This is a genomic window from Salegentibacter sp. Hel_I_6 (assembly GCF_000745315.1).
Classification (GTDB): Bacteria; Bacteroidota; Bacteroidia; order Flavobacteriales; family Flavobacteriaceae; genus Salegentibacter.
This window is the reverse complement of sequence record NZ_JQNQ01000001.1, coordinates 2,598,317-2,610,099: the sequence shown is the minus strand read 5'-3', so window position 1 is coordinate 2,610,099 and position 11,783 is coordinate 2,598,317. Positions and strand designations below refer to the sequence as shown.

Annotated in this window: 10 protein-coding genes; 6 read left to right on the top strand and 4 right to left on the bottom strand. The window is 37.2% G+C overall.

The genetic code is table 11. The features are described from left to right. Nucleotides 1–26 precede the first annotated feature (26 nt). Nucleotides 27–968 (top strand): type IX secretion system membrane protein PorP/SprF, encoded by a 942-nt coding sequence (locus tag FG27_RS11450; RefSeq protein WP_037319163.1) that lies wholly within the window; start codon nt 27–29, stop codon nt 966–968. Between the two features lie 12 nt (nt 969–980). Further along, nucleotides 981–2,642: an OmpA family protein gene (locus FG27_RS11445; protein WP_051935825.1), complete on the top strand. Its 1,662-nt coding sequence runs from the start codon at nt 981–983 to the stop codon at nt 2,640–2,642. A gap of 295 nt (nt 2,643–2,937) precedes the next feature. Here FG27_RS11445 and FG27_RS11440 read toward each other — a convergent pair whose 3' ends face one another. The 3 genes from FG27_RS11440 to FG27_RS18975 form a co-directional block, all read right to left on the bottom strand. Further along, nucleotides 2,938–3,459: a DUF4136 domain-containing protein gene (locus FG27_RS11440; RefSeq protein WP_037319160.1), complete on the bottom strand. Its 522-nt coding sequence runs from the start codon at nt 3,457–3,459 to the stop codon at nt 2,938–2,940. 139 nt (nt 3,460–3,598) lie between these two features. Further along, nucleotides 3,599–4,606, bottom strand: coding sequence for a GTPase ObgE (gene obgE / locus FG27_RS11435; protein WP_037319158.1), 1,008 nt, complete (start codon nt 4,604–4,606; stop codon nt 3,599–3,601). A 72-nt stretch (nt 4,607–4,678) separates the two neighbouring features. Beyond that, complete coding sequence (locus FG27_RS18975; RefSeq protein ID WP_081912618.1) at nt 4,679–5,788, bottom strand: adenylate kinase; 1,110 nt, start codon at nt 5,786–5,788, stop codon at nt 4,679–4,681. 118 nt (nt 5,789–5,906) lie between these two features. On the opposite strand from FG27_RS18975, the gene FG27_RS11425 reads away from it, so the two are divergent. The 4 genes from FG27_RS11425 (at nt 5,907) to FG27_RS11410 (ending at nt 10,671) form a co-directional block, all read left to right on the top strand. Further along, nucleotides 5,907–7,064, top strand: a complete 1,158-nt coding sequence (locus FG27_RS11425; protein WP_081912617.1) for a 5-(carboxyamino)imidazole ribonucleotide synthase — start codon at nt 5,907–5,909, stop codon at nt 7,062–7,064. Between the two features lie 32 nt (nt 7,065–7,096). Next, a complete protein-coding gene (gene purE, locus FG27_RS11420) occupies nt 7,097–7,582 on the top strand; it encodes a 5-(carboxyamino)imidazole ribonucleotide mutase (RefSeq protein ID WP_037319155.1) in 486 nt (161 codons plus the stop codon). A gap of 271 nt (nt 7,583–7,853) precedes the next feature. Beyond that, a complete protein-coding gene (locus FG27_RS11415; protein ID WP_037319153.1) occupies nt 7,854–9,887 on the top strand; it encodes a M3 family metallopeptidase in 2,034 nt (677 codons plus the stop codon). A gap of 232 nt (nt 9,888–10,119) precedes the next feature. Further along, on the top strand, nt 10,120–10,671 hold the full coding sequence (locus tag FG27_RS11410) for a sigma-70 family RNA polymerase sigma factor (RefSeq protein WP_037319151.1): 552 nt from the start codon (nt 10,120–10,122) through the stop codon (nt 10,669–10,671). Nucleotides 10,672–10,921: 250 nt separating this feature from the next. Here the strand turns inward: FG27_RS11410 and FG27_RS11400 are convergent, their stop codons facing one another. Continuing rightward, nucleotides 10,922–11,740, bottom strand: coding sequence for a membrane protein (locus tag FG27_RS11400; protein ID WP_037319147.1), 819 nt, complete (start codon nt 11,738–11,740; stop codon nt 10,922–10,924). Nucleotides 11,741–11,783: the final 43 nt, after the last annotated feature.

Genomic DNA, 11,783 nt, shown 5'->3' with positions numbered 1-11,783 from the left:
TATAAAAGGATAAACATTAGAAAGAAATGAAAAAAACAATCACAAAATATTTAATATTCGCAGTCGTTATCCTTTTCTCAGTAAAGGGTATGGCTCAGCAAGACCCGCTGTTCACTCAGTATATGTATAATATGAGTGTTATTAACCCGGCCTATGCTACCGACGATCCTGGTATGCTAAACCTGGGGGGTATTTATAGATCTCAATGGCAAAATGTTGACGGTGCTCCAAGCACCGCCAACTTCTTTGCCCATACTCCAGTAAGTGAAAGGGTAGAACTTGGTTTAACTGTAGTTCATGACGAAATTGGTGGAATTGTAAAAGAAAACAATATCACTGCAGATTTCGCCTATGTACTTCCTGCTGGAGAAAACAGTAAAATCTCTTTCGGTCTTAAAGGTGGTCTTACCACTTTTGATGCAAGCCTTTCAGGATTGCGAGTAAATCAACCGGGAGATCCTGCTTTGGAAAACGTAAACGAAGTTTTCCCGGTATTTGGACTTGGTGCTTTTTGGTTTGGAGATAACTACTACTTAGGTGCTTCTGCTCCTAACGTGTTTACTTCAAAATACATTGAGAACGAACAGGAGATCGCAGCTTTAGGAGAAGAAGCAATTCACTACTATTTAACCGGTGGATATGTCTTTCAACTTAACCCAGATCTTAAATTGAAGCCCGCCTTTATGGCTAGAGGGGTTCAAGGTGCTCCGTTAGCAGTAGACGTTACTGCCAACGTTTTGTTATACGAAAGGCTTGAGGCCGGAGTTGGTTATAGGTTTAACGAAACCATTACAGGTTTGGTAAACTTTAAAATCACTCCAGCATTACGAGTAGGCTACGCTTATGACCATTTCACATCAGATTTCGCTAACTACAATTTAGGTGGAACTCACGAAATCATGTTGTTATTTGATCTTGACCTGTTTGGCCTTACTAAAGGATATGACAAATCACCTAGATTCTTCTAAAAACCGAAAAACATGAAAAATTTATATAGTACACTTTTTATTCTTTTTATAGGCCTTGCCGCTTTTGGGCAAAGTGCTGAAATAAAGAAAGCAGATAAACTGTTTGCTCAAAGGGCATACATGGACGCTGCAGAAGCTTATGAAAAAGTTGTAGATAAAAATCAACAGGTTTTACAAAACCTTGGAGATGCTTATTTCTACACTAATCAAATGGAAAGTGCTGCGGAAGTTTACCGCACACTTTTCCTTAGACACGAAGAAAATGCAGCTCCCGAATATCAGTTTCGATTTGCACATTCTTTACGCGCTACCGGAGATCAGGATGATGCTGATAAATATATGAGTGCTTTCACCGGAGAAGAAGTAAACTTCGAGGATTTTGCACGTGAATTAGATACAGTTGCTCCTCACGTTTATACAACCGAGCAAATTATGAACAACAGCGCTTCAGCTGATTTTGGTATCGCTTTTTATGAAGACCGTATTGTTTTCGCTTCAACTAGAAATCAGGAACGTCCGGTTTATCCCTGGAACAAAAAGCCAACTTTAGATCTTTACACTGCTGAAATATCTGATGAAGGCGAACTTAGTGATATCGTTCTATTTTCAGATAAAATAAATACCGATGAGCACGAAAGTTCGGCTACTTTTAGCCAGGATGGCCAGGTAATGTTCTTTGACCGTAACAGTGAAAACAGAGTAAAGAATGATGAAGGAATTCGTGTTGCTCATATTAAAATCTTCCGTGCAGAAATGGTAGATGGTGAATGGGACAATATCGAAGCACTTCCTTTTACAAGTGATGAATATTCAACAGAACACCCTAGCTTAAGTGCAGATGGAAGCAAACTTTATTTTGCCAGCGATATGCCTGGATCTGAGGGGTCTTTTGATATCTATGTTGTAGATGTAAATGAAGACGGTACTTATGGTGAACCACAAAATCTTGGTGCCGGAGTGAATACTCCACACCGGGAGCAATTTCCTTTCATTAGCGAAGAAGGAGTACTTTACTTCTCATCAGATGGTCACCAGGGATTTGGTAATCTTGATGTTTATAGATCTGAAGGAGATTTCGCTGAAGCTCAAAATCTTGGTAACACTGTTAATAGTGGTCACGATGATTTCGCTTTCGTTATTGATGAAGAGAATGAAAAAGGATACCTTGCTTCTAACAGAAGAGGTTCAGATAATCTTTATGTATTCACAAGAGAAGATTATGTTCCTCCTGTAGTTGATTACGATGATAGAGAAACAAACCTTGAAACAGGTAGACAACAGCTAAGAGATGTTGGTAATATCTACTTCGACTTTGATAAAGCTACTATTAAAGATGAGTCTAAACCTACTCTTGATAAAGTGGTAAACATCATGAACAAGTATCCTGAACTTAAGATTGAAATCGGTTCTCACGCTGATGCAAGAGGTTCAGATCAATATAATTTAGGACTTTCTGATAGACGTGCAGCTTCTACTTTAGAGTATCTTGTTGAAAACGGTATAGACCGCAGCAGGTTAACTTCTAAAGGATATGGAGAAAGCATGCCACTTAATGATTGTACACAACCTACAGGTTGTTCTTCAGCCCAATATGCTAAGAACAGACGTAGTGAATTCACCATTATGAATGATGAAGACACTACGGATTCTGAAGAAATGGAAGAACAAGAATAACTCTTCCATAGGTTAGCTACTAACTAACCAACCAAAATGTGAAAAGCCCCGGAAATTTCCGGGGCTTTTTTATTGCTAATATTCAACTAAGAAGAAAGTCGTAATTATTAATAATTTAGAATCCGAAAAGTTCTAATAGTCTTTTCACTCTAATCACACTCACTTTAATCAAAATTTTAGAGGAAATTTGAGTTTAGAAAATAATTCACTTTGACATATCTTAAGCACTTTTTTGACTCTGAAATAATCATCAAACAATATATAAGAATATAATTCTGAATTTAAAGAGAAAGATTTACTTACTGGGTGGATAACCTTCTAAGGCTTTCTGAATCATCTTATCAAACATAGCCCTGCGCTCTTCAGGAGATGCATTAGGATTAAACTTAGTCTCAACAACAGCCTGCCAAATTAAAGAATCCTCTTCTGCATTAATAAAATCTACAGTCACTTCAAGAATCACTGAATTGTTCTCTATAGGAATACCCCCCGAAACACCTACTCCACCACCGCGGCCTCCTCCGCCAATACCAACACCTATACTACTACGGTTTTGATCCATAAACTCCCTGGAGTAAGCATTTACATAAATATCAGGTTCTTTTGAAATCGAAAAGCCTTTACTTTCCATACCATTTTTTAAACTGGCTATAAGTCGGGTTTCATCTAACTGCGAAAGTCCCGATTGAAAATCGGGAAAAAATTCGTAAGTATTATATTGATTGAAGTTGACAGTATCATCATAATCATACACTGCTTTTGGGGTGTTACAAGAGGCTATTATTACACAAACAATAAATAGTTTTATAAACTTCATAAGATCTAATTTTCACTTTTTTACAAAAAAATACAGCGTTGAAATACATCAACGCTGCATAAATTTAATCAAAAACCATTCAGGAAATCTAAAGATTAACACAAATCCAAGATCTCTCTAAGCGTTTAAAACCTATAATTTAAGAAGTTTCTTTATTTAGCATTTCCCACAACCTATCTTTAAGTTCGGTTAGCCCCTGTTGCGCTACAGAAGAAATAAAAATATATGGAGCTCCTAAATTTTTATCTAATTCATGTTTCATTTCCAACTTTAATTCAGCATCTAACATATCGCTTTTAGAAATAGCAATAAGTCTGTCTTTATCTAGCATTTCAGGATTATATCGTCTTAATTCGTCTAGGAGAATTTCGTATTGTTCTGAAATATTGGGAGCATCAGCAGGAATTAAAAATAAAAGCGTTGAGTTTCGCTCTATATGTCTTAAAAAGCGATGTCCAATTCCTCTACCTTCGGCAGCACCTTCAATAATTCCCGGAATATCAGCAACTACAAAGGTTTTAAAATCACGATACTCTACAATTCCCAAATTAGGTTTTAAAGTAGTAAACTCATAATCAGCAATCTTAGGTTTTGCAGCCGTAATTACCGACAATAAAGTAGATTTTCCGGCATTAGGGAAACCAACCAATCCAACGTCTGCCAGAACTTTTAATTCCAGGGTGATATCTACTTCTGCCCCATCAATTCCCGGTTGAGAATATCTTGGCGTCTGATTTGTAGAACTTTTAAAATGCCAGTTTCCACGACCTCCCATTCCTCCTTCAGCAACGAGATATTCCTTTCCGTCTTCGGTAATTTCGTGAATAACTTTTTGAGTTTCGGTGTCGCGAATTACGGTTCCCAAAGGCACTTCAATAAATTCATCAGAACCCTCTGCTCCCGTGCTACGCTGTTTGCTTCCGTTACTACCGTGTTCGGCTCGTATGTGCCTTTTAAATTTTAAATGATAAAGTGTCCAGAGGTTTTTGTTACCTTTTACAATTACATGGCCACCACGACCACCATCACCACCATCGGGACCGCCCTTTGCGATATACTTTTCACGGTGTAAATGTGAAGATCCACTTCCTCCCTTTCCGGAAGCCACATGAATCTTTACATAGTCAACAAAATTACCTTCAGTCATATTCTTAAAAATTAATTCAGAAACCTCTGGAAAACCCAGCAGGTTTAAATTGTAATAAATCTCAATGAGATATTAAGCCTGTAGCTTATCAATTACAGCACTTAGGCGTTGGGTGATTTCCTCTATAGAACCAACCCCGTCCACACCGTAATATTTGTCTTGTTTCTTATAGTATTCTTTCAGGATCGCAGTTTCATCATAGTAAACCTTAATCCTATTTCTTATCACAGATTCATCTGCATCATCTTTTCTTCCAGAAGTTTTTCCTCTTTCCAATAGCCTATTAACTAGAACCTCATCATCCACTTCTAAAGCGATCATTGCGGTCACTTCGGTATTCTTCAACTTTAGCAATTCAGCTAAAGCATCAGCCTGGGCTGCAGTTCTAGGGAAACCATCAAAAATAAATCCGTTAGCGCCTTCATTTTTATCAACTTCGGCATTCAACATTTTTATCGTTACTTCATCGGGAACTAACTGGCCTTTATCCATAAAAGATTTGGCGTGCAGCCCTAATTCGGTTTCATTCTTAATATTAAACCTAAAAACATCTCCGGTAGAAATATGTATAAGTTGATATTTTTCTTTTAAGATGTCTGCCTGAGTTCCTTTGCCGGCGCCGGGAGGGCCGAACAAAACCAAATTTGTCATGTTTTCTTTACGTTTATAGATTTGCGTTAAGTTGCGCCCTAAACCATCATAGTCAAGACCATAACCTACAATAAATTTATTAGGGATTTCAATTCCCTTATATTTAATATTGAACTCTTTTTTATAAGCTTCAGGTTTGTAAAATAAGGTTGCCACTTCATAGTTGGCCACTTCTTCTTTTAGAAGAATTTTGTTTATTTCTTCTAAAGTATTACCGGTATCCACAATATCTTCCAGTAAAATTACATGCCGGTCTTTTAAAGATTGATTTAACCCCAGGAGCGTTTTTACATTTCCGGTTGTTTTGGTACCCTCGTAAGAACCTAGTTTCACAAAACTAACTTCGCAATCTGCATTAAATCTCTTTATGACTTCACTCGCAAACATAAAGGAACCGTTAAGCACTCCTAAAAATATAGGATTAGCATCGCTATAATCTTCATTCAACTTATCGGCCACTTTTTCTATAGCGGCATTGATCTCTTTTTCTGAAATATAAGGCTCAAACTCTAAATCGTGTAGTTTTATCAAATCTGAAAAATTTTAAAGAGCAAAGATAAGGATTCTTAACAACCCAAACTGCCAGATTTCCATAAGAATAATAGCACAACTTGACCTAAAAATTTATTTTTGCTGAAACTTTTACGGTATGATCAATTATTTTTCTTCAAACTTTAAATTAGGAATTCTAGGCGGCGGGCAGTTAGGCAAAATGATGCTCTACGAAACTCGTAAATACGATATTCAAACTAATGTTTTGGAGCCAAATCCTGAAGCACCCTGTAAAATTGCTTGTGATTACTTTGAAACCGGTGATCTTATGGATTTTGATACCGTAGTTAACTTCGGAAGAAAAGTTGACGTCCTCACTTTTGAAATTGAAGGCGTAAATATTGAAGCCTTAAAGCAATTAGCCCGGGAAGGCATTAAAACCTATCCCTCGGCTGAAACTTTAGAGAAAATACAGAATAAAGGAATTCAAAAGAATTTCTATAAAAAACATCAAATCCCAACGGCTGATTTTGAAGTTTTTTCAAGTAAAAAAGAATTAATTTCTGCACTTGAAAACAGAAAAATTAGTTTTCCATTTGTTTGGAAAAGCACCACCGGAGGTTATGACGGCAAAGGCGTTTCTGTGATAAAAAATCAAGAAGCATTAAACGATCTTCCAAATGCCGAGTGTATTGCGGAAAACCTTGTTCCCTTTAAAAATGAACTGGCCGTGATCGTTGCAAGATCGGCTTCAGGGGAAGTAAAAACCTATCCCGTGGTAGAAATGGAATTTCATCCTACGGCAAACCAGGTAGAATATGTGATCTGCCCTGCAAGAATTGAAGATTCCGTAGCACAAAAAGCCAGGGAACTGGCGGTTAAGGTTTCCGAAGCATTTGAACATGTAGGCTTACTGGCGGTAGAAATGTTTCAGACAGAAAATGATGAAATCCTGGTAAACGAAGTTGCACCAAGACCTCACAACAGTGGGCATTACAGTATTGAAGCAAGTTACACTAACCAGTTTGAACAACATATTCGCGCTATTCTAGATCTTCCGCTAGGAATAACCGATAGTAAAGTGGGCGGAATTATGGTAAATTTAGTGGGCGATGCAGCACACGAAGGGGAAGTGGTTTATGAGAATATTGAAAAAATAATGAAGATGCCGGGCGTTACTCCTCATATTTATGGCAAGAAAATCACGCGCCCTTTTAGAAAAATGGGTCACGTAACCATTGTCAACAAAGACCTGGCTGAAGCAAGAAAAATAGCCGAAGAGGTTAAGAATTCAATTAAAGTTATTTCTAAATAATAAACTTTTCGAAGTTTTTTGAACATAAAATTATGAGCAAAGTAGCAGTAATAATGGGAAGCACCAGCGATTTACCGGTAATGCAGGATGCAATAGACATCCTGGAAGGTTTTGACCTGGAAGTAGAAGTAGATATCGTTTCTGCTCATCGCACCCCGGAAAAATTATTTGAATACGGAAAAACCGCACACGAGCGTGGGATTAAAGTAATTATAGCCGGTGCCGGAGGCGCAGCTCACCTGCCGGGAATGATTGCATCGCTTTCCCCGCTTCCAGTAATTGGTGTGCCGGTAAAATCCAGCAACTCTATAGATGGTTGGGATTCGGTTTTATCAATTTTACAAATGCCCGGCGGAGTTCCGGTTGCCACGGTAGCATTAAATGGAGCAAAAAACGCAGGAATCCTTGCCGCTCAAATTATAGGAACCTCAGATAAATGTACTTTAGATAAGATATTAGTCTATAAAGAAGGACTAAAAGAGAAAGTGATTGAAGGCGCCAAAAAGGTGAAAAAATAACAAAAGCCACGTCTTGCGACGTGGCTTTCTTTGTAGTAAACTTACCTAAATCTGTAAAAAATTATTTATTAACCATTCTAAATATTTAAACCAGAAAAACTTTAAAGCTACTACAATAATTTAAGCGTCGAATATACATTTTTTTAAAGAAAAATACTGTTTTGTGTTAAAAAAAGTTATTAAAAACGTCAAATTTAGGTTAAGTACATCTGTCCTCTCGGTTAGCCCGTGATTAATAAATAAATTAGACCATTAAAACAAAGAAGATATAATGACTACTCAAAATAATCCACTATTACAAGAATTTGATCACGCTCCATTTTCCAAAATTGAGAACGAGCATTTTAAACCAGCTATAATAAAGGCCATTGAAATGGCGAGGGAAGAAATCAATGCGATTGCATCAAATGCCGACGAAGCTACTTTCCCAAATACCATTGAAACTTTAGAATTTTCAGGAGAAAAATTAGATAGAGTAACCAGTATATTTTTCAATCTTAATTCTGCGGAAACCAATGAGGAAATTCAGCAAATTGCCCAGGAAGTTTCCCCGCTTTTATCAGAATTCAGAAATGATATTATTCTGAATAAAGCACTTTTTGAAAAAGTGAAATCTGTTTACAATAAGAAAGATCAGCTTGACCTGAATACCGAGCAAAAAACGCTTTTAGACCGAAAATACAAGGCATTCTCGCGAAACGGAGCCAACCTCCCTATCGAAAAGCAAAACGAACTTAGGGATATAGATAAAAAACTTTCAAAATTAAGCCTTGATTTTGGCCAAAATGTACTTGCCGAAACCAACAAATTCGAATTACATCTTACCGATGAAAATGATCTAAAAGGCCTACCGGAAAGTTTTAAAGAAGAAGCTGCACAAGTAGCAGCTTCCAAAGAAAAAGAAGGCTGGATCTTTACCCTTGAATACCCCAGCTACCTTCCTTTTATGAAATATGCTGAAAACAGGGAACTGCGCAAGAAAATGGCACTTGCTTTTGGATCTAAAGGATTTCACGGCGACGAATTAGACAACCAGGAAAATGTGCTGCAAATTGCTAAGTTAAGATACCAGCGCGCTCAACTTTTAGGTTATAAAACACACGCACATTTCGTATTGGAAGAGCGTATGGCTGAAACCCCGGAAAAAGTAAACAGCTTTTTAGACGAAATTCTTGAAAAAGCAAAACCTGCTGCCGAGCGCGAATTTAAAGAGTTAGAAAATTTCGCAAAAGATCTGGATGGAATTGACCAGTTACAAAAATGGGATGCCGCTTTTTACAGCGAAAAATTAAAGCAGAAATTATTCAATCTCGATGACGAAAAACTAAAGCCATATTTCAAACTTGAGAATGTAATAGACGGAGTTTTCACGGTAGCTCAAAAACTTTACGGCCTTAGTTTTAAAGAAGTTTTTGATGTAGATAAATATCATGAAGATGTAAAAACCTATCAGGTACTTGACGAGAATAATAAAGAAATGGCCCTGTTTTATGCCGATTTCCACCCAAGACCGGGAAAAAGAGATGGCGCCTGGATGACGGGTTACAAATCGCAATACAAGAAAAATGGCGAGGAAGAACGCCCGCATATTTCTATTGTTTGCAACTTTACCAAACCTTCTAAAAAACAACCTTCATTATTAACTTTTAACGAGGTTACCACGCTATTCCACGAATTTGGTCACGCGCTTCACGGGATGTTGGGTGATACTGAATATCCAAGTTTATCGGGTGCGAATGTCTATTGGGATTTTGTAGAACTTCCAAGTCAGTTATTAGAAAACTGGTGTTATGAGAAGGAAGCGCTTCAGTTATTTGCCAAACATTACGAAACCGGCGAAATAATTCCTATGGAATTGGTTCAGAAAATTAAAGAATCGGCTAATTTTCAGGAAGGAATGGCCACGGTAAGACAGTTGAGCTTCGGAATGTTAGACCTCAGCTGGCACGGAGTAGATCCTTCAACAATTAAAGATGTTAAGACAAACGAAGACAAAGCTTTCGAGCGTACAAAATTATTCCCAAATGTTGCTGAAAACTGTATGAGCACGGCGTTCTCACATATTTTCCAGGGCGGATATTCTGCAGGTTATTATTCCTATAAATGGGCAGAAGTATTAGATGCCGATACCTTTGAGTATTTTCAGCAAAACGGAATCTTTAGCAGGGAAGTTGCGAATAAATTCAAGACAAATATTCTTTCGCAAGGCGGTACAGATCACCCGATGACGCTTTATAAGAAGTTCCGCGGAAAAGAACCAAAACCCGATGCCTTATTAAAACGCGCCGGATTAATTGAGAAGTAAAATTAATAAGAAGGTTGTCTGATAAACCTTCGTGTTGTTAAGCTGAACTTGTTTTAGCTTCTAACATGTTTTAATTAATAATATTTTAGATCCTGAAATAAATTCAGGATGACGATTATTTCAGACAACCTTTTCTTTTTTTATCCAATTTCAGCCTTAAAAACCTTATAAGATCTATAACTTATAATGTCAATAACTTTTGTTAATTTTGATTTGACCTTGAAGTAAGCCTATGCCAACTCATAAACTCGATCCTACAAAATGGGTGGATAAATATTCCGATTACCTATTTAATTACGCTATTGTTAGGGTTAACGATCGCGAGGTGGCAAACGATTTAATTTCTGAAACTTTTCTAGCAGGCCTCAATTCTAAAGATAATTTTGAAGGAAGGGCTACAGAGCGCACATGGCTTATTTCTATTTTGAAGCGAAAAATCATAGATTATTACCGAAAGATAAACTCTATAAAAGGTCAGGCTGAAGTTCGCATTAATTATTCAGATTCTGAAAATAATGGCGATTGGATGGAGGAACAGGTAGCCGATGCTTTTGATCGTACTGCCGAGGATGAGATGGAAAACACCGAGTTGGGAATGGCTATTTTAGAATGTCTCGATCAAATAAACGAAAAACACGCCGCCATCTTTAAGATGAAAACCATTGACGAGGCTGATACTGAGGCTGTATGTAAAGAATTTAATATTAGTCCGTCTAACCTTTGGGTAATCATTCACAGGGCGCGCACCGCATTGGCCGCATGCCTTGAAAAAAACTGGTTCTAAGTTATGCCGAAAAGAAAATTTTTCATTTTTGACTGTTCAAAAGCAGAAAATTGCTGCGACAAAAGCCAATATAAGGAGGCTGGAACACGCGAAAAAATCTCAATGTTAATGCACTTGCTTTTATGCAAACCCTGCCGCAGGTACACTTCCAAAAACACTAAGCTCACCCATTTAATAAAAAAATCTAAGCTTAAAACCTGTACGGAAGAAGAAAAAAAGGCCTGGAAAATAAAGATGGAACAAGAAATGACTAAAAAGAAGCATTAATCACCACCCAACTTAACAACCAGAAGACCGGAATTCCCTCTACCCAAAAGGCTGAATAATATCCTCCCTGATCTATCCGTGCTGCTTTAATAAAATACGCTGAAACCAATAAGGTAAGACTTAAAGCAATTACGTTGGTTACAGAAAAATAAGATTTCAGTAATTCCAGGAATAGTATAATCCCTAATAATATATAACCGATTTTTTTAGTATTCGTTATTCCAATTTGCTGCGGAATTGTATTTAAATTCCCAGAATCAAACTTTAAATCCCTTATCTCAAACGGAAGCGTTATAGCGATCACAAAGAAAAAACGCTGAAAAAAAGTGAGACCGATTTCCTTTAAATTAACCTGATCCATCAAGGGTAAAATAACAGTCACTCCGGCCCAAACCACGGCAATAATAAAAATTTTAATCCCACCAATATTTCTAAGATTTTGCCTGTTTTTACCTAGAGGAATAGCATACAGTAAAGTAAAAACGCCCAAAATAGCAGAAGCTAAAAGTATTTTTAATTCCTGCTGAAAAGCAAAATACAGCAAAGCCACGAAGCAAAAAAAGGAGAAAATCTGTATAAGTTTTAGGTTTCGGGCAAGGCTGGCGTGATGCAGTTTAGCGATGCCGGCATACTTCACAAAATTATAGCCGGTAATGCTTCCGAAGAAAATAAAAAACAGCAGGTTTTTATCAATTTCAATATTGAATTCCAGGAAGCTTATTAAGCTTAATGAAACCACGGCCAAAGCCACGTGCAGACTGCTATTTATATAGAAATCCAATATATTTTTAAAACGCTGCATCCTGCTAAATTAATCATTCTTCCTGCAACCAAAACTGACGTTA

Bases quoted from the DNA above. Each gene is read 5' to 3' on its own strand.
- FG27_RS11450 (WP_037319163.1), top strand. From the start codon at position 27: ATGAAAAAAACAATCACAAAATATTTAATATTCGCAGTCGTTATCCTT.
- obgE (WP_037319158.1), bottom strand. From the start codon at position 4,606: ATGACTGAAGGTAATTTTGTTGACTATGTAAAGATTCATGTGGCTTCC.
- FG27_RS11440 (WP_037319160.1), bottom strand. From the start codon at position 3,459: ATGAAGTTTATAAAACTATTTATTGTTTGTGTAATAATAGCCTCTTGT.
- FG27_RS11425 (WP_081912617.1), top strand. From the start codon at position 5,907: ATGATCAATTATTTTTCTTCAAACTTTAAATTAGGAATTCTAGGCGGC.
- FG27_RS11415 (WP_037319153.1), top strand. From the start codon at position 7,854: ATGACTACTCAAAATAATCCACTATTACAAGAATTTGATCACGCTCCA.
- FG27_RS11445 (WP_051935825.1), top strand. From the start codon at position 981: ATGAAAAATTTATATAGTACACTTTTTATTCTTTTTATAGGCCTTGCC.
- purE (WP_037319155.1), top strand. From the start codon at position 7,097: ATGAGCAAAGTAGCAGTAATAATGGGAAGCACCAGCGATTTACCGGTA.
- FG27_RS11400 (WP_037319147.1), bottom strand. From the start codon at position 11,740: ATGCAGCGTTTTAAAAATATATTGGATTTCTATATAAATAGCAGTCTG.
- FG27_RS11410 (WP_037319151.1), top strand. From the start codon at position 10,120: ATGCCAACTCATAAACTCGATCCTACAAAATGGGTGGATAAATATTCC.